A 17,666-nucleotide genomic window follows, 5' to 3' on the forward strand; every position below is an offset into this window, starting at 1 on the left:
TGGACGCCGAGGCGACGCAGCCTGTTCTGGCCCGCATCCAGGCGCGCAGGGGAGCTGGGAACCCGCTCCCGGAAGCCATTCAGCGTCACCTGGAGCAGGGCCTGAACCACGACCTGAGCCGCGTGCGGATTCACGACGACGCGGAGGCCGACAAGCTGGCCAAGGGCGTGAATGCCATCGCGTTCACGACGGGCACGGACATCTTCTTCCAGGCGGGGCGCTTCAATCCGAACACGCAGAGCGGCCTGGAACTCCTCGCGCACGAAGTCACGCACACCGTTCAGCAGAGCCAGGGGCGCGTGGGCAAAGGAATCGATCCAGATGCTGGATTGGAAACCGAGGCGCAGGCAATGGGAAGCAGATTGGCACAGATGAAACCCGTTACTGAGCCCCTACGCCGCGCGCCTGCCATGTCCAGGATCAGTGCTGGTCTGGCCGTACAGCGCCAGTACCAAACCCCTCTTGTTTTTTCCAACTCACAGACCAAAACCGCCCTATCACTGGGAGGCACTGGGCAGGCATGGGAAGATGCTGGCGCTGCTACCCAGATAGCAGTCCAGATGGTACCTGCTCGCCTGAAACAGCAATTCAAAGACATGCCTACTACCCTGACCGCTGGTCTCCAGATCATGGTGCGGGACATCGCCCTGACTTTGGGGGTTTCGACGGCGGTGGGCGCAGCCATAGGAGCCTTCTTCGGCGGAGTCGGTGCGGCTCCTGGAGCGGCGCTCGGCTTTGAAGTCGGTCAACTGATCCTGGGTGCCTGGGGCTTGGCCGTTCTCTTGCCGGTTCTGAAAAGTCAGATGGACTCACTGGGCTGGAGTGTCCGGCAATTCACCAAGTTGAGCAAAGCGGCCGCCGGCAACCCACAGAAAATCAAACAGGCCGCTGAAGCACTGACGACTGGGATCGTCATTTTCTGTAATGGCCTGCTGTTAGCGATCGGGGCTCTTCTCCTTAAACAGGGGACCGCATGGATCACCAAGAGCAGACTGGGTACAGCGATCAGCGCGACCTCCGAGAAGAGCGCTTCTCTGGTGTGGCTGAAGCAACGACAGCAATTCGGAGCGACCAGGCCCGTGGCAAAAGCCCTGGTAGACCGTGGACGAGCGCTAGGCATAGCCAGGCTGCAGAAAGAAGCAGGACTTCTCTCTCAAGGCTTGAAAATGGCTTCGTCTGCGGTCAAAGGCATTGACCCTCCCGCTGATCGTGTTCGGTACCAGGAGGCGGTCAAGGTTGGCACCTTGAAGTACCACCTTCACCCGCAATTTGGTGCGGTCAAAGCGGAACTTGACCGGTACGGCTTTCAGATTCGGACGAGTGACCACACCCACGTCGTCTACCGACGGTTGATTGATCCAAAGGACAAGAAGCAGGTCACGGGCGTCGAGAAGGTCCTCAATCTCGGGCCGGACGTGCGCTTTCTGGATGTCCTGCATGAACTCGATCACATCCGTCAGCTGGTAGTCAACCTGAAAGGGGAAGTTTTCACCGATACAGGCGTAGCGCGCCAAGGCGGGTTCAAGTCTTTTGGGAACGATGCTCTGTACCGGTCCACGACACTTTCGAATCCACAAAATGTCGTGACTGAGACGCATGTCCGGCTGAAGGAGTATCAGCGCCTGCGGCTGGCTGGTGCCGATGATGCCATCCTGGCTGAACATTACGAAGGGGTCGCCCACTGGCTGAAACAATTTCGGGAGCAGACCAGCTCCGCAAAAGGGTCAGCATCCAATGCAGCGCTTCAGGATTGGGCCTATACGGCCTTCCCTGATTTGCAAGACCTGATCAATGAATTCCAGACACTGGTATCGACTGGTGCTGACACAATGCGTCTGAGGTAGAACACACAACGGACAAAGGAACATCATGTTAGGGAACGCGAGATACTCCGTAGAGGTGTGGGCCATGGACCTTCTGGGCCGGAAGGTGTCCTACCGCAGCATCACGCTCAACGACATCTTCACCGTCACATTTCTAGAACTGGATGAGCTGGAATCTTCACGTCTGGACAGTGTATCTGAGGAAATGCTGAACCGTTTACCATACGGTTTTTTGGTGCTCCCCGCCAATCAGCGTGAGATCAGCTATATCGCCAAGAGCACAACAGATCCGCAAACTCTGGAAACCTTCGTCACGCACGCCTTCCTGATCCCCAGAGAGATGCATGTTTTCTTTCAAGGGGAACTCAATGCACTTGATCTGGTCACCAAGCCGGATGGGTACGGCATAGATGATATTGACCGCCTCAGTGTGATTCAGTTCATCTTCACGCAGATCGTGGAGGCAGGATTGTTGAGCCCTTACCAGTTGAAGGCCCTGTCGGATTTGAAGACCCCGAAACCGGAGTAGCCGTGATGGTGGCGCGTCAGCGTACATTCCAGAAGCAATCTGAGGTATGGAAACGAAAAGCCGCTGAGCCGCCACTCTTGTGAACCATGTGAAATCCGGGCAGCCTGAAGCCGTAATCCGCCCTCAGCACGCGATAGCGCTCTCCGGGACCGCCAGAACCGCGGACGCTTCGACGAGATCATCCGGGGCGCTCTCCGCTAGGGGCGGTGCTTTCAGAAAGAGGCGCACAGGCGCCGGAAGCCCGCGTCTGAGAGGCGCCAGCAGCGCAGAATGGGGCGGTGAGTGAACTGCATTTTCTCGGTCTGGGCGGCACGGACGAGGTCGGGGCCAGCTCCTACCTGTACCGCCTGCATGAAGGGAACCTCCTGATCGACGCTGGCGCCCGCCCCGGCTCCGTCGGCGAGGCCGCCCTGCCCCAACTCGAGCGTCTCGCCGAGCATCCACCCACCGCGATGATCCTGACCCACGCGCACCTCGACCACGTGGGCGCGCTACCCGTCGTCATCCGCCGCTTCCCGAACCTCCCCATCTACTGCACGGAAGCGACCGCCCGCATCGCCGCGCTGGTGCTGGGCGACACGCTGAAAGTCTCGACCTCGCAGGGGTACCCGCTGTTCTCCGCCGGTGAGATGAAGCGCACCCTGGAACGCCTGCGGCCCGTACCGTACTTCACGCGGGTCAGCGATCACGGTTTCGCGTTCACGCTGCTGCCCAGCGGGCACCTGCTCGGCGCGGCGAGCGTCCTGATCGAGAGCGGCGCCCGCAGCGTCTTCCACACCGGGGACGTCAGCAATGTCGCCACGCCCGTCGTGGACGCCGCGTGGCTCCCGGCGGCCGTCACGCCCGTGGACGCGGTCGTCAGCGAGAGCACGTACGGTGACACGCTCCTCCCCGCCCGCAAGGAGCAGGTGCGGACGTTCGTCACGGCCATCGGGGAGACCATCCGCGGGGGTGGGCGGGTCCTGATTCCGTCGTTCGCGCTGGGCCGGGCGCAGGAGATCACGCAGATCCTGCAGACGGCCATGGCAGGCGGACTCATTCCGTCCGTGCCGGTGCATCTCGACGGGCTCACGCGCAGCGTTACGGAAGCGTACGAGGCGATGCTTCCACTCCTGCCCGAACCCCTGCAGAACCGCGCGAAGGTCAGCCGGCAGGCCCCCTTCCTGAGCGGGACGGTCAACCTCGTCCGGGACCGCCGGGAGCGGGACGGCATCATCGCCTCGGAGCGACCGTGCGTGGTGATCGCGTCGAGCGGGATGATGCACGCCGGGGCCAGCCCGCAGTACGCGCGGGCGTGGCTTCCGCACGCGCAGAACGCGCTGTTCGTCGTCGGATACCAGGACGCCGAGAGTCCGGGGCGGCGCCTGCTGGAACTGCAGCAGGGTGGGGAGGTCATGTTGCAGAACGGGCAGGGTGCCCTGGAGCCGGTCCCGGCGTACAGCCGGGTGGAACGGTTCTACCTGTCCGCGCACGCGGACCGTGGCGGGCTGCTCGGGATGATCGCGCGGTACTCGCCGGGGAAGGTGCTGCTGACGCACGGGGAGAAGCGGGCGCGGACCAACATGGCCGGGTACCTCGATACCCGCCATGACGTGGTTCTCCCGGCGGCGGGTGAGCTGGTGCCGCTGCGGGACAGTGGGCGGCGGCGCGGGGCGTTCATCAGCACCGCACCGAGGAAACTCGAGGCGCTCAAGGAGCGGCATGCCCGGACGACCGTCACGGTGCGGTACGACCCGGCCAGTCATCAGGTCATGATTCGGTTGCCTGACCGGCTGGATGGTGACCTGTTCGGTGAGGGGGAGTACACGCTGGAGGTGCTGCGCGGCAAGCTGACCCGCATGAAACTCCGAGAACACGATCACGCGGAAGCGGACGGGGCAGACACACTGCAAGAGACGGAGCCTGCCGGGCAACCGTGAGTGCGTTGGCCCCAATGCACCAGGCGCGGCCGGCCTGACGCAACGCAGGGGAATCTCGATGACTGACGCCACCTGTCAACCTCGGGTGCTAGGTATTCGTGCTGCGTCACATTTGGCACCGATTGAGAAAATTGCGTGCCAGTCGGAGTCTTTCGTCGAGCTTATCCATCTCAAGTGACGCACCACAACTTCACACATTAGCTATTGGACAAACATCCGGCACCGAATACGCCTGAAGGAGAACGTTTCTCAAGCTCTATCTCCAAAAAAGCTGTGTGGGACATGTCCTGCTGTTCAGTATCCCCTGGCACCTGAGGTTGTTAACGAAACAAACGGCAGTCCGTATGACATTCGTTCTTTAGGATGCAGACCTCGCACGCCGCCCGTCGCATGACATTTTACCCACTTTCAGTGTGCTTATAATTGACCATGACTCGTGTGCATAGGAAGCACGTCGTCATGCCCGACGACACCCTCACCTTCCTTGAGACCTACCAGCGCACCCACAACCTCCCCAGCTTCAGCGCCGTCATCGAGGCCGCCGCCCTCGCCCTCAAGGAACAGGAACTCCGCACCCAGTACGCCCAGTACGCCGCCGACTACGCCCAGAACCCCGACGAGCAACGCGACGCTGAAGCGTGGCTGAACCTCCCCATGGGCGACGAACAGCAGTGAAACGCGGCGACATCTACCTCGTCAACTTCGACCCCAGCGTCCCCGGCGAACCCGCCCGCACCCGCCCCGCCGTGCTCATCACCAACGACCTCGCCAACGAGACCCTCCCCCACCTCGTCGTCGCGCCCATCACCAGTAACGTCCAGCGCGTCTACCCCTTCGACGTGCTGCTCCCCGCCAGCACCTGCGGCCTGAACGAAACGAGCCGCGTTCAACTGAACTACGTGCGTGGCCTCAACCGCACCCGCCTGACCCGCTACGTCGGCGCCCTCACCCGCGAGCAAAGGGCAGAGCTGGACAGCAAACTCAAGACGCACCTCGGGCTGTCCTGAAAGCCACTGCACCCACACCCGGCGGCCGCGCCACCGACCGTATGTTCGCAGCGCTCAGGCAGAGCGCTTAAAAGTCGGTCGGGGCCGGACGGTGGTGAAGCCGCTGCCCAGCAGGGTGAGCGACATCCACAGTTCCACCCTGGCAGTGTAGGGAGTGATCGCCGTTCGGGGTGCCTCACGTGTGTGTTGGGGTGTGACGCCACGTGTTCGATCTGGCATCACGCCGGCCACCAAGCATCGCCCCCACCTCAGCGCAGGCCAGGGTAGGGGCGGTTCATCGCGACCGTCGTCCGGGTTATTTCTTGACGACGCTGCACCACGCGAGGATGACGTCTTTCTCCCCCTGGATCCAGACGCCGGCGTACCAGGTCTTGGGGTCTTTCAGAACGAACTGCTCGTAGCCGCCACCATCTTCAGTGTCTCCGGTGTCCAGCGACTCGAACTTGAAGGTCTTGGGAATTTTTGCGTTCAGGTCCTTCGCAATGGCGGCTGGTTTGCCTTCCCAGTACAGCAGTTCGTGGTACTTGCATTTTCCGTTGAGGTTGTCGGCAACCTCGTCGAGCAGGCCGACCATTTCGTCGGAGAAGTCCTCGTCGGTCAGTTCAAGGGCTCCCTTGGGGAGCTGGAAGCCGGTCATGTTGGATTTGGTGACGAAGTCGGAAGCGAGAGCGGTCGGGACGAGCAGGGCCGCAATCAGGAAAAGGCTAAATTTTAGTCTCATTGGCCACTATGTGGCTCTGCTGGCCCGTACGGCAATGGAGGGGGGAGGTGGGGTGCACTACGGGTTCCGTCTGCTTCGCTAACAATTCGCCCCCACACCGGGTTGCCCACTCCACATCCGGTTCCTCCTCGCTCTGCTGCGCGGCTCTACGAGTCCGCTCGGACCCGGTGGCCTGCAAGCCATTCAATCGGAGTCGTATCAGCTGCCGAGACGGACGGGGCTTTGTGGGCGAAGGTGCCTTCACTAGGACGGCGTTCTGGTGACTTGGGATCGGCGGTGCGTTTCTCCCGACTGAAGGGGGCGGCGTACTTGCGTTCCCGCCGTTCGAGTTCCTCGATGCGCTTCTTCATGCGGGCGATGTCCGCTTTGAGGGCCTTGTTCTCGGCGGTCAGCCCGTCGATCTGATCGAGCTGACGACGGATGATCTCGAAGAGATCCTTCTTGGTCGCCCCAGTGCCCATGGACAGTAGGGCGGGAGTGACCGGCTTCTGCCCGGGCACTAGAAAGGGCCCTAATCACAGCTGAGGGGTACTTGATTGCCTTTTTGCTTTCCAGATGTAATTAGAAGCAATTTGCCTGTTGCTGAGCTGGGAGTAATGGGTGTATCAACGCTTAAAGCCAGATTGGTTAATTCCTTTAACACGGGTCAAATTAATGGAATTAACCAATTCCTTAATCTATTCTAGAGACTGTCTTTATTTAAATCGGATGACTTCTAAAAAAACCGCTCAAGGTATACGGTAGCGGAAGTTCATAAAGTTTCTTAAATCGGGGGATGCATGAGCCAGCCACACGCTCTGCGGCGTCATAATCGCCGACAGATTCTCGAACTGATCTTCAATCACGAAGGCATGACCCGACCGCAGTTGGCCCAGCTCACCGGGCTGTCGCAAGTCACCGTGAACGCCGTCGTCAGGCAGTTGCAAGGCGAGTGCACGGTGCAACTCACGCCTGCCCCGCAGCAGGCCCCTGGACGCGCCGCGCAGTACGTGCAAGTGGCGCCGAAACTGGGGACGGTCATGGCCCTCGACGTGCAACCCGACCTGCTGTCTGCCCAGATTCTCGGTCTTGCCCGTCAGCCGGCGGTCAGCCTTCAGCAACCGGTCGGTACTGTAGGCATCACCGAGGCGACCCTGGGCCTGATCGAGCAGGTCCGTCAGGACTGCCGGTTCGGTCCACTGCGCGCCGTTCTGATCGGTCTGCCCGCCCCCGTGAGTGCAGAAGGCCGAGTCGGGGAACCGAGCGCTGTCCCCACCTTGGACGTGGACGCCCTCCAGGCAAGCGGAATCACGGTGTGGTTCGAGAACGACGCGAACCTGGTGAGCCTGGCGGTGCACGGACGCACACCCGGCCTGACGCACGTGGCCGTGCTCGTCGAACGGTCCAGCGGAACCGGCATGGGCCTGATCCTGGGCGGCACGCTGTACAGGGGCGTGCAGGGCCGCGCCGGGGAACTGGGCCGGGCCCCCTGGCCGCAGACGACCGCACCTGAAGTCCTGGAGCAACTGCCGGCCGGGCAGCGCCTGACCGCAACCGCTTTCACGCTGGCAGGTCTGTGCCACGCGCTGGACCTTGAACAGGTGGTTCTGGGCCTGGAGGCAGAGCGCTGTGAGGCGCTCGAGGAACTGCTCGGCCCCCTGTTGCCGCCGGGCGTGACCGTCGCCCGTGAGCAGGACGTGGCGGGCGCGGCGCTCGGCGGGGCGGCCCTGTGCGCCGTCCAGCGTTACCGGCAGGAACTGCTTGACCGCCCGCATCACGCAGCGGCTGACGCCAGTGCCGGCCAAGCCGGACCGGACGGAGGAGACGAACATGTGGCATGACATCTACCTGAGGGCGGTGCTGCAACCTGATTACAGTTACGCGACCGAGCATCTGTTGCCGCACCTGTTCGACGCTCTCACCGCGCACGCCCTGATGCTCGACGGTTGCGGAGTCGCGCATGCTGCCGCCGCTGCCGCGCACCTGCGGTCCCTGCGTGAACAGCCGTTCCCGCCGTACGATCCGCGGATCGAGGACGTGTTCTTCACGCTGGATCAGGCGCTGCTGCAGCGTGATCCGGCAGCGGCCGGGGCGCTGCGCACCGCGCTGTCCCGCAACGACCTCGACATGACCATCTACCGGCTCAGCGCCCGCCTGAGGCTGATGCGGGCCCTGGCCCGTGTCCTGAACCTGAGGCGCACCCTGCTGGCCCTGGCGGAGCGTGAGGTCGACACGGTGATCGTGGCGTACACGCATCATCAGCCGGCACAACCGACGACCCTGGCGCACTACCTGGGTGCCGTGGAGAACAACCTGGCGCGCGACACGCGGCGGATGTTCGGCGCACTGGGTCGCCTGAACCTCAGCCCGATGGGTGCCGTGGCACTGGGCGGCACCAGCTTCCCGATCGACCGGGAACGCACCGCCCAGCTGCTGGCGTTCGACGGACCGCTGGAGAACACCTACGACGCGGTCAGCGCCAGCGACTGGCAGGTGGAGGTGGCGAGCACCATCACCATCGCCTCGACCACGCTCTCGCGGGTACTCCACGACCTGCTGTTCTGGGCGTCACGCGGACTGATCTCCCTGGAGGACGGTCTGGTGCAGGGCAGCAGCGTCATGCCGCAGAAACGCAACCCGGTGGCGCTCGAGCACGCCCGCACGAAGTTCAGCAAGGCCATCGGCATGACCCAGAGCGTGATTCTCAGCAGTCATAACGTGCCGTTCGGGGACATCAACGATCCGGGCCCGGACATGCAGCCGTCGCTGCACAGCATGTGGCAGGAGTTCAGGGAGGGCGTCGAACTGCTCACGGCGTCCCTGACCGCCCCGACCATAGACCGGAACGCCTGGTTGTTCGAGGCGCGTCAGGGAGAGTCGGTCGTGACGGAACTCGCGGACGCCATCACCCGCCAGACCGGTGACGGGTTCCGGGACGCGCACGCCCGGATCAAGCGACTGCTGGCGGCGCTGCACGCGCAGGGGCGCACCCTCAGTGGCGTGACACTTGGGGACCTGCGTGAGGTGGGCGTGACGATCACCGAGGACGAGTTGCGCGGCGCGCTCGACCCGGCCGCGTTCATTGCGCGGCGCACCACCCTGGGCGGGCCCGCTCCGCAGGTCATGAATCCTCAACTCCAGCAGGCGGCCGGCCGCCTCGAAGCCGACGCCGCGCAGCACGCCCAGCTTACCCGCCGGTTCATGGACGCCCGCACCCACCTGCACGGAGAGCCCGCTCTTCCGGCAGGACCCCCTGCACATGGAGGCACCGCATGATCACGAAACGCAGCAGACACCTCACCATTCCGGGTCGCCGGGCCGGACTAACTGCTCTGTGCACGCTGGCGCTGAGTATGGCGCTGGGCGTGGCCGACGCGCAGACCGGGCCGGGCAGTTACGGCGCGACCGTCAGCGGCGTGGACCTGATGGACGTGGACCTGATGTTCATCGGCGCGCACCCGGACGACGACGGCGGCGTGTCGGGTACCTTCGCCCGGTACGTGCTGGACGGCGGCCTGAAGGCCACGGTGATCACCCTGACCGGCGGTGAGGGCGGCGGGAACGCGACCGGTCCCGAGACGGGCCGCGCGCTGGGCCTGATCCGGCAGGAGGAGGAGCGCCGCTCGCTGAGCCTGCTGGGCGTTGACAGTCCGCACTTCCTGGGCCTGCAGGACTTCTACTTCACGTTGTCCGCCGAGGAAACCCAGCAGAAGTGGGGCGGGCAGCAGTTCGTGTGTGACGTGGTCCGCCTGGTGCGGCTACGCCGACCCGAGGTGATCGTCACCATGTGGCCCGGCCCAGGCACGCACGGGCAGCATCAGATGGCGGCCCGCGCCGCGACCCTGGCCTTCAACTCGGCCGGGGACAGCGGGTACTGCCCGGAACTGGCCGCCGAGGGCATCAAGCCGTTCACGCCGCTGAAGCTGTACTACTACCCGCCCACGGCCGAGGCGGCCACGGTCGCCGTGCCAACCGACGACGTCTCGCGCAGCGCCCGCCTGCGGTACGCAGACCTGAAGAGCGTGGCGCAGTTCAATTACCGCAGCCAGGGCTGGGACACGACCAATACGCTTCCGGCCCGCAGCGCCGGCCCCGAGAGATTCATGCTGGTCGGCAGCCGCGTTCCGACGCCCGAGAAGGAAATGTCACTGCTCGACGGCGTGTTCACGGCGCAGACCGGCAGTCCCGCCAGCGTGCGCCTCAGTGCTCGGCCCGCCAGTTATGACATCGGACGGGAACAACCCTCGGACGTGACCGTCACCTTCACCAACGCCGGCACCACTGACCTGACCGGGTTGACATTGACCGTGAGTGCACCGGATGGCTGGCAGGTCAGCGGCGCGGCCGCCCCACGCACCGTCCGCGCTGGCGAAACGGTTACCGAGACCGTGCAGGTGACAGCGCCCGCCGGTGCGCCCGCCGACCGGACCACGCTCACGGTCCGGTACGCCGCCCAGCAGACCGGACAGCCCATCACGGGCCGCGCCGCCACCTCCGTGCGGCCTGTCCCGGCGGTCGTGGCGCAGTTCACGCCCACATTCGACATTGCCGGGTACCAGGCGTTCGCCCGTGAGACCGGCACCGAGTGGGTGGCCGGGAACCTGCCCACCCGTCTGCCACTGGTACTGGGCACGCCCACCCCGGTCCGCGTGACCGTCACCAACCGTACCGCCGCGCCGGCCAGCGGGTCCCTGTCGCTCACGCTGCCGGCCGGCATCACCTCCGGGCCGCTGCCCACGTACACCCTCAAGCCCGGCGAGAGTCAGGAATTGACCGTGACCCTGACCGCCACGGCCGCCGCGCTGCCCGCCGGGCGTCAGAGTGCGCTGCTGCCCCTGAGCCTTACGGCCGGAACGTTCAGCGACTCGGCCAGCGCCTACCTGCTGCCCAGCCTGACCATCGGCCGCCTGAGCACCCCGCCCGTCATTGACGGGGACCTGAGCGACATTGCAGCGGCGGCGGGAAGCGCCATCGGCCCAGCCGACCTGTGGTGGCGAACCCAGCCAGACGGTCCCGCTGATGCCAGCGCCAGCTTCAAGCTCGCGTACGACGACGGTTACCTGTACGCCGGACTGAGCGTGAAAGACGAACTGGTGGCCTGCAACATCGCCCCGGACGACGTCAAGGCGCAGCTGCGCTCGGACGCCATCGGCATCACCGTGGATCCGGGTGGGAACAGCCGCGACACGTCCACCACCCTGATGGCCGCCGCGTTCCCGTGCACCACTGCCGGGTTCGGTGCGCGCGGCTTCCGCGACGCGGACGCCCGGCAGGGCCCCATGGAAACCACCGCGCCCGGCATGCAGGTCGCCTCCCGCCGGGTAGACGGCGGCTACGACATCGAATTCCGGATTCCGTGGGCCGCCATGCCCACCCAGCCGAAAGAAGGAGACACCCTGGGACTAAACATCGTGATGTACGACGGCGACACGGCCGACGCTCGCCCCGGAGCCAACATCAGCCAGAGCGGCCTGGCCTGGGCGTCGTTCAGCTGGGGCGGCAAGCAGGCCGTGCCGTACCTGTGGCCCCGCGTGACCCTGGGCCGCTGAGCGCCGCTCCCTCCCCACACCAGCCCCCATTCACTCACTGCAAGGAGAGACCCATGAAACACCTCGTCACGCTGGCCCTGGCCCTGACCGTCACCGCGTCCGCCGCGCCCGTCACCCTGACGTACTGGCAGTACGACTACGCCAGCAAGGTCAGCACCATGAACGACCTGATCAAGAAGTTCGAGGCGCAGAACCCCGACATCAAGATCAAGCAGGAGACCTTCCCATACGACGCGTACAACCAGAAAGTCGCCTCAAGCGTTCCCGCAGGACAGGGACCGGACGTGGTGAACATGTTCTACGGCTGGTTGCCGCAGTACGTGGACAGCGGCTACCTGCAGCCCCTGCCTGCCAAGGACTTCCCGACCGCCGCCATCGAACGGGACTTCGTGCCCATGATCAAGACCAGCAAGATCGGCGGGAAGTACTACGCGCTGCCGACCAGCGTCCGCACGCTGGCCGTCTTCTACAACAAGGACCTGTTCAAGGCGTCTGGCGTCCTGACTCCGCCCCGCACCTGGGAGGATTTCATCGCTGCATCACAGAAGATCGTCAAGGGCGCCCCGCCCCGCTTCACGCAGCTGGGCTTCGGCATCCAGCCGGACGGGCAGGACTACCACATGCTGCGCGAAGTCCTCGTCCGGCAGTACGGCGGCTCACCGTACAGCGCCGACGGGAAGACCGTCACGTACGACAGCGCCGCCGGGTTGAAAGCCATGACCTTCTACACTGACCTGTACACCAAGTACAAGCTCGGCACGCCGAACTTCTTCCCGGGTAACAACAGCTACCGTGACGCTTTCATCGCCGGGAAGGTCGGCATGATCATCGACGGATCCTTCGCGGTGGCCACCATTCAGAAAGGCGCCAAGTTCAACTGGGGTGTCATGACCCTCCCGACGTTCAAAGGCAGCAGCGTCCGCAGCAACTTCGGTTCGTACTGGGTGAACGGCATCACCAAGAACGCCAAGGGCGACAAGCTGGCCGCCTCCGTGAAATTCCTGAAGTTCCTGACCAGCGCCGAGACGCAGCGCACCTGGCTGGAGAACGTCGGCGAGATTCCTGCCGGGAAGAAACTCTCCAGCGACGCCACCCTGCGCCGGGACCCCGTGTACGGCCCGTTCGTGGCGTCCCTGCCGTTCGCGCACTCCACGCTGTTCGTGGATGAGGCCGGGCAGCGCAAGGCCTGGGTGGACGCCATCAACACCGTGATCCTGCAGGGAGCCACGCCCGCCAGCGCCATCAAGCGCGCCGCCACGGACGAGCAGAAGATCCTGAATGAGTATTACAAGTAAATCCGCCCAGGCCCGCCCGCCCAGGCGGGCCGCCGGGTCCATGAAACGCCAGCAGACCCGCACCGCGTACCTGTTTCTCGGGTTGCCGCTGCTGTTCTTCCTGATCGTCCGGTTCCTGCCAACCCTGATGGCGCTGCGCATGAGCCTGTTCGACTGGAACATCCTGAAAGAAGTCCAGCCGTTCGTGGGCCTGGAGAACTACGCGCGACTCGCGCAGGACGACCGCTTCCTGGGCGCCCTGAAGAACACGGCGCTGTACACAGTGATCGGCGTGCCCGCACAGATCGCGCTGGGGCTCGCTGTGGCGCTGATGCTGGGCCGGGTGACGGTCCTGCGGGGCCTGTACCGCGCGCTGTACTTCGCGCCGTACGTGACGCCGATCGTCGCGGCCGCCTGGGTATGGCAGTGGCTGTTCAGTCCGCAGTTCGGGCCGGTGAACACCTTCCTGACCTGGCTGCACATTCCCCCGCAGGCGTTCCTGACGTCCCCCTCGCAGGCGCTGGGCACCACGGCCGCGCTGATCGTCTGGCAGAACCTGGGCTTCCAGATCGTGCTGTTCCTCGCCGGACTGGCCGCCATTCCCCGCACGTTCTACGAGGCGGCTGAGATCGACGGCGCGACCGGCCTGCAGGCGTTCCGCAGCATCACGCTGCCGCTGCTGAACCCGACCATGGTCTTCAGTGTCGTGACCGGCACCATCTCCTACCTGCAACTGTTCACGCAGGTCGTGAACCTGAACTTCACCGATCAGGGCGGCCCGCTGGGCAGCACCATGACCGTCGCGCTGTACATCTACCAGCTGGCGTTCGGCCGGTTCCAGATGGGGTACGCCTCCGCCGTGACCGTCGTGCTGTTCGTGATCATCCTCCTGATCACCGTCATTCAACTGAAATTCCTGACCCGGAGGTACGACGTATGACCCGGACCCCCACAGGCGCACCCGCACAGCCGGAGGGCGCGTGACGTCCCTCACCGACCCCCAACCCCACGTCCCCACTGGCCCGCGCCGCATGAACGTGGGCACAGCCCTGATCTACGCCGGGCTGACCGTGGGCGTCATCGTGACGCTGTTCCCGTTCGCGTGGATGCTGCTGACCAGCCTCAAGGGCTTCCAGGAGCTGTTCAACCTGTCGTTCCTGCCGCAGCAGCCCACGCTCGACAACTACTCACAGGTGCTGACACAGACCAAGTTCCTGGTGTGGTTCGGGAACAGCCTGCTGGTCGCCGGAATCACGACCCTCAGCGTGCTGTTCTTCGACTCGCTGGTCGGGTACACCCTGGCCAAATTCGACTTTCCGGGCAAGAACCTGATCTTCCTGCTGATCCTCTCGACCCTGATGATCCCGACCGAGATGCTCGTCATTCCGTGGTTTGTGGGCGTCAGTGACCTTCAGTTGACCCGAAGCGTGCCCGGCGCGTACTTCGCGATCATGTTCCCCGGCCTGATCAGCGCGTTCGGCGTGTTCCTGATGCGGCAGTTCTTCGAGAGCCTCCCCACCGACCTGCTCGAAGCGGCCCGCATCGACGGCATGGGAGAATTCGGGATCTTCTGGCGGATTGCCATGCCGCTCGTTCGCCCCGCGCTGGCCAGCCTGGGCATCTTCACGTTCCTCGGGAACTGGAACGCGTTCCTGTGGCCACTGATCGTGATCCAGCAACCCCAGTTCCGCACGCTGCCGGTCGGCACGGCCCTATTCAACGGAGAAGCCGGAACGCAATGGGGGCTGATCATGGCGGCCAGCAGTCTCGCCGTGATCCCGGTCCTGATCGTATTCGCCATCTTCCAGAAGCAGATCATCGACGGCATCGTCCTGACCGGACTCAAGGGCTGACATGCAGGCCTCCCTGCTGGCCGTGCTGGCCCACCCGGACGACGAGGCCCTGCGCTGCGGCGGCACCCTCGCGCGCGCCGCCGCGCAGGGCGCGGACGTGACCCTGATCTGCCTCACGCGCGGTGAGGTCGGACGCAACACCGACCCCACCCTGACAGTCACCGACATGGGCGCGCAGCGGGAACAGGAACTCCAGGAAGCCTGCGCGCACCTCGGCATTCACCCACCGGTCTTCCTGGGCTACCACGACAGCGGACGCGGCGACCGCCTGCGCCAGGGCGACCCACTGGCCAGCATCAATGCCGATCCACTGGACATCGAGGCCCGCATTCTGGAGGTCATCCGCCGCGTGACCCCGCAGGTGATGCTGACCTTCGACCCGCACGGCATGTACGGCCATCCGGACCACCTCGTGGCCCACCGCGCCGCCACGGCCGCGTTCAGCCGCGCCGGAAATCACGGTGTGCCTGTGCAGCGCCTGTACTACGCCGCGCAGACCCACGAGGAGATGCGGCGCCTGCAAAGCGAGCAGCGCGGCGCGGGCCTGGGCGTCCTGAACGGCCTGAATCCCGACATCTACGCCGTGAGCCCCTGCACGGTCGCCGCGTGCATTGACGTGCGCGCCCACGCCGCGCAGAAACTCGCCGCGCTGCGCGCCCACCGCAGTCAGACCGGCCCCCTCAGCACACTCGGCACGCTCAGCAGCGCGCAACTCCAGCCGCTTCTCGAACAGGAGACCTTCAGCCTGGGAGGCCTGCGCTCTCCCCTCCCCGACTACCCTGTCAGCGACCTGTTCAGCGGACTGAACGTCCGCTTTCACTCCATCAGCGCAGGAGCGCCGTGACTCCGCCCGGCCGGCATCACCCGGACCTGGTCATTCTCGGCAACGTGAACGTGGACCTGATCATGGGCCCCCTCGCGCAGTGGCCGGCCGAAGGTGAGGAGGTGCTGGTGCCGCACCTGCGCTGGAGGGTGGGCGGCAACGCCGGCAACGCGGCCCTCGCCTGTCACGCCCTTGGAACGGACGCCCTGACGCTCACCTCCGTGGGCGACGACCTCGCCGGGACGTGGCTGCGCACGCAATTCCCGGCCCACGCTGTCCACTGGCTCGGCAGCGCCTCGCCGACCTCAGTGACGGCCGCGTTCAGTCATCCAGGCAGCGAGCGCAGTTTCGTCACGTACCTCGGCCACCTGCAGAACCTCGGCTGGCCTGACCTCGCCCCGCACCTGCCACCGGCCCGCGCCGCCCTGCTGGCCGGAGCATTCCTGACCCCACGGCTCCGCCAGGAATACCCGGCCCTGCTGGCCCGCCTGAACGCGCAGGGAACCGCCGCCGCGCTCGACTTCGGATGGCCCGACGGGGGCTTCACACCAGACCTCCGCGCCGAAATCCTGAACTGGCTTCCCAGCGTGCAGCATCTGCTGATCAACGAACTGGAAGCTACGCACCTGACCGGCCTCTCCACCCCGCAGGACGCCGCTCGGCACCTCGCCACGCACCTGCACCCGCAGGGAGTCGTGGTTATCAAATGCGGACCCAGGGGGGCCGTGGCCCGTCAAGGCGGGCAGGAGTACGCCGCCGGTGCCCCTACCGTCCACGTCATCGACAGCGTGGGCGCCGGAGACACCTGGAACGCCGCGTACCTGCACGCCACCCTGCATGGAGCGGGCCTGGAAGACGCCCTGCACGCCGCTGTACAGGTGGCCTCCCGGGCCATCTCGACCGAACCCCGCCAGTTCCGCTGATCGGTACGCACCGGGACACTGCCGTTCAGCCTTGCGCCCACAGGACCGCTTCGCTTCCCTCCATCAGGAAGTTCAATGAGTCGCGCCCGCTCCGATTGCACGGTCGTTACCCACCAATCGATCGGGGCAGACTCTGCTGGGCAGGGGCGGGATCACGGCCCGCTCACGTGGATAGAGTGTCGGCATGCCCTCGCCGCGCCGGATCACGCCCGACCTCCTCCTCGGCCGCCTGGACGGCATTGCGGCCGCGCTGGAAAGCCGCTCCGGCACGCTGCTGCTCCTGGGTCTGGGCTCGGTCGGGGCGGACCTGGGCCGCCTGGACGCGCACTCCGACCTGGACTTCTTCGTCGTGGTCGAACCCGCCTGGAAGACCGAGTACGTGCAGAGCGTGCACTGGCTGGAGCAGGCCGCGCCGCTCGCCTTTCACTTCCAGAACACCGCGGACGGCCGCAAGGCCCTGTTCGAGGACGGCATCCTCGCCGAGTACGCCGTGTTCACGCCCGATGAACTCAGCGACGCGACCTGCGCGGGCGGCCGGGTCATCTGGGCCCGCCCCGGCCAGCCCGTCCTCGCGCTGCGCGAGCGACCCGCACCGGCATCCGCCTCACTGGACCCGGCCTCACTGGACTGGCAGGTGAACGAGGCGCTGACGAACCTCCTGGTGGGGCTGCACCGGGAAGCGCGGGGGGAGAAGCTCAGCGCCCAGCGCTTCGTGCAGGGGTACGCGGTGGACCGCGTGCTGAGCGTCGCGTCCCTGCTGTTCGAGGGGGAGGCTGGTCAGCGGGACCCGTTCGCGCCGGAACGCCGGGCGGAGGTGCGCTTCCCCGCGTTGGCACCCGACTTCGCAGCCATGATGCCCGGCTACGGGCACACGCGGGCGGCGGCGCAGGCCATCCTGAACTGGCTGCGCGTCCACACTCCAGTCCCGGCCGGACTGACCCGGGAACTCGACCGGCTTCTGGCGGGAGTAGAGGTGGAACATCCGCGCCCACCTGTGACTGGTGATCTGTCAAGGGTTTAGTGGAGCCTCAGTTCGGGACGGGGGCCTGCTCCTCGAAGGCCGTCGGCGACCGATAGCCTAACGACGAGTGAGGTAGTTGGCTGGCGCTAGACTCTGTTGGCGAATTCGAAAACCGCTGTTGGGTGAGGCGGATCATCACCACTCGGCAACAAGAAATGCGGAGTCCGGGGGCCAGCACCTGATACGGACTCCGATTAAATAGATTATAGTTGCGGCATCAAACAGATCCCTCTGACCGCCCCTCT

The 17,666-nt window shown here is 65.2% G+C and carries 16 protein-coding genes; 14 read left to right on the plus strand and 2 right to left on the minus strand.

What is annotated here, in order from left to right:
• From IEY70_RS21175 to IEY70_RS19985, 5 genes are all read left to right on the plus strand, one after another.
• On the plus strand, positions 1-1,844 hold a 1,844-nt coding region (locus tag IEY70_RS21175), incomplete at its 5' end, for an eCIS core domain-containing protein (protein ID WP_229778109.1).
• Positions 1,845-1,908: 64 nt separating this feature from the next.
• On the plus strand, positions 1,909-2,352 hold the full coding sequence (locus IEY70_RS19970) for a hypothetical protein (protein ID WP_189066785.1): 444 nt from the start codon (positions 1,909-1,911) through the stop codon (positions 2,350-2,352).
• 278 nt (positions 2,353-2,630) lie between these two features.
• Positions 2,631-4,271, plus strand: coding sequence for an MBL fold metallo-hydrolase (locus IEY70_RS19975; RefSeq protein WP_189066786.1), 1,641 nt, complete (start codon positions 2,631-2,633; stop codon positions 4,269-4,271).
• Between the two features lie 429 nt (positions 4,272-4,700).
• Entirely contained in the window at positions 4,701-4,946 is a 246-nt protein-coding gene (locus IEY70_RS19980; protein WP_189066787.1) for a hypothetical protein, read from the plus strand.
• A complete protein-coding gene (locus IEY70_RS19985) occupies positions 4,943-5,278 on the plus strand; it encodes a type II toxin-antitoxin system PemK/MazF family toxin (RefSeq protein ID WP_189066788.1) in 336 nt (111 codons plus the stop codon). The genes IEY70_RS19980 and IEY70_RS19985 overlap by 4 nt, the downstream gene beginning before the upstream one ends.
• Positions 5,279-5,573: 295 nt before the next feature.
• Here the strand turns inward: IEY70_RS19985 and IEY70_RS19990 are convergent, their stop codons facing one another.
• Positions 5,574-5,999, minus strand: coding sequence for a hypothetical protein (locus IEY70_RS19990; protein ID WP_189066789.1), 426 nt, complete (start codon positions 5,997-5,999; stop codon positions 5,574-5,576).
• Positions 6,000-6,145: 146 nt separating this feature from the next.
• Positions 6,146-6,460, minus strand: a complete 315-nt coding sequence (locus IEY70_RS19995; RefSeq protein WP_229778110.1) for a hypothetical protein — start codon at positions 6,458-6,460, stop codon at positions 6,146-6,148.
• 318 nt (positions 6,461-6,778) lie between these two features.
• Here IEY70_RS19995 and IEY70_RS20000 point away from each other — a divergent pair, with 318 nt between their 5' ends.
• The 9 genes from IEY70_RS20000 to IEY70_RS20040 all read left to right on the plus strand — a co-directional run bounded on the left by IEY70_RS20000 (position 6,779) and on the right by IEY70_RS20040 (position 17,421).
• Positions 6,779-7,819: an ROK family transcriptional regulator gene (locus tag IEY70_RS20000; RefSeq protein ID WP_189066790.1), complete on the plus strand. Its 1,041-nt coding sequence runs from the start codon at positions 6,779-6,781 to the stop codon at positions 7,817-7,819.
• Positions 7,740-9,254: an argininosuccinate lyase gene (locus IEY70_RS20005; RefSeq protein ID WP_229778112.1), complete on the plus strand. Its 1,515-nt coding sequence runs from the start codon at positions 7,740-7,742 to the stop codon at positions 9,252-9,254. The genes IEY70_RS20000 and IEY70_RS20005 overlap by 80 nt, the downstream gene beginning before the upstream one ends.
• Positions 9,251-11,527 carry a PIG-L family deacetylase gene (locus tag IEY70_RS20010; protein ID WP_189066791.1) on the plus strand — a complete coding sequence of 759 codons (2,277 nt, stop codon included), beginning with the start codon at positions 9,251-9,253 and terminating at the stop codon, positions 11,525-11,527. Before IEY70_RS20005 ends, IEY70_RS20010 begins: the two co-directional genes overlap by 4 nt.
• A 53-nt stretch (positions 11,528-11,580) precedes the next feature.
• Positions 11,581-12,822 carry an extracellular solute-binding protein gene (locus IEY70_RS20015; protein WP_189066792.1) on the plus strand — a complete coding sequence of 414 codons (1,242 nt, stop codon included), beginning with the start codon at positions 11,581-11,583 and terminating at the stop codon, positions 12,820-12,822.
• A complete protein-coding gene (locus IEY70_RS20020; RefSeq protein WP_229778113.1) occupies positions 12,806-13,741 on the plus strand; it encodes a carbohydrate ABC transporter permease in 936 nt (311 codons plus the stop codon). The genes IEY70_RS20015 and IEY70_RS20020 overlap by 17 nt, the downstream gene beginning before the upstream one ends.
• Positions 13,742-13,781: 40 nt before the next feature.
• Positions 13,782-14,654, plus strand: a complete 873-nt coding sequence (locus IEY70_RS20025; RefSeq protein WP_229778114.1) for a carbohydrate ABC transporter permease — start codon at positions 13,782-13,784, stop codon at positions 14,652-14,654.
• 1 nt (position 14,655) lies between these two features.
• Positions 14,656-15,498 carry a PIG-L deacetylase family protein gene (locus IEY70_RS20030; RefSeq protein ID WP_189066793.1) on the plus strand — a complete coding sequence of 281 codons (843 nt, stop codon included), beginning with the start codon at positions 14,656-14,658 and terminating at the stop codon, positions 15,496-15,498.
• Complete coding sequence (locus IEY70_RS20035) at positions 15,495-16,400, plus strand: carbohydrate kinase family protein (protein ID WP_229778115.1); 906 nt, start codon at positions 15,495-15,497, stop codon at positions 16,398-16,400. Before IEY70_RS20030 ends, IEY70_RS20035 begins: the two co-directional genes overlap by 4 nt.
• Positions 16,401-16,584: 184 nt before the next feature.
• Positions 16,585-17,421, plus strand: a complete 837-nt coding sequence (locus IEY70_RS20040) for a hypothetical protein (RefSeq protein ID WP_189066794.1) — start codon at positions 16,585-16,587, stop codon at positions 17,419-17,421.
• Positions 17,422-17,666: the final 245 nt, after the last annotated feature.

Origin of the sequence: Deinococcus seoulensis (genome assembly GCF_014648115.1) — a bacterium.
In the GTDB taxonomy this organism is placed as follows: domain Bacteria; phylum Deinococcota; class Deinococci; order Deinococcales; family Deinococcaceae; genus Deinococcus; species Deinococcus seoulensis.

Coding starts and splice junctions, on each gene's coding strand:
- IEY70_RS20020 (WP_229778113.1), top strand. CDS start 12,806: ATGAGTATTACAAGTAAATCCGCCCAGGCCCGCCCGCCCAGGCGGGCC.
- IEY70_RS20030 (WP_189066793.1), top strand. CDS start 14,656: ATGCAGGCCTCCCTGCTGGCCGTGCTGGCCCACCCGGACGACGAGGCC.
- IEY70_RS20040 (WP_189066794.1), top strand. CDS start 16,585: ATGCCCTCGCCGCGCCGGATCACGCCCGACCTCCTCCTCGGCCGCCTG.
- IEY70_RS20015 (WP_189066792.1), top strand. CDS start 11,581: ATGAAACACCTCGTCACGCTGGCCCTGGCCCTGACCGTCACCGCGTCC.
- IEY70_RS19980 (WP_189066787.1), top strand. CDS start 4,701: ATGACTCGTGTGCATAGGAAGCACGTCGTCATGCCCGACGACACCCTC.
- IEY70_RS19970 (WP_189066785.1), top strand. CDS start 1,909: ATGGACCTTCTGGGCCGGAAGGTGTCCTACCGCAGCATCACGCTCAAC.
- IEY70_RS20000 (WP_189066790.1), top strand. CDS start 6,779: ATGAGCCAGCCACACGCTCTGCGGCGTCATAATCGCCGACAGATTCTC.
- IEY70_RS19995 (WP_229778110.1), bottom strand. CDS start 6,460: ATGGGCACTGGGGCGACCAAGAAGGATCTCTTCGAGATCATCCGTCGT.
- IEY70_RS20010 (WP_189066791.1), top strand. CDS start 9,251: ATGATCACGAAACGCAGCAGACACCTCACCATTCCGGGTCGCCGGGCC.
- IEY70_RS19990 (WP_189066789.1), bottom strand. CDS start 5,999: ATGAGACTAAAATTTAGCCTTTTCCTGATTGCGGCCCTGCTCGTCCCG.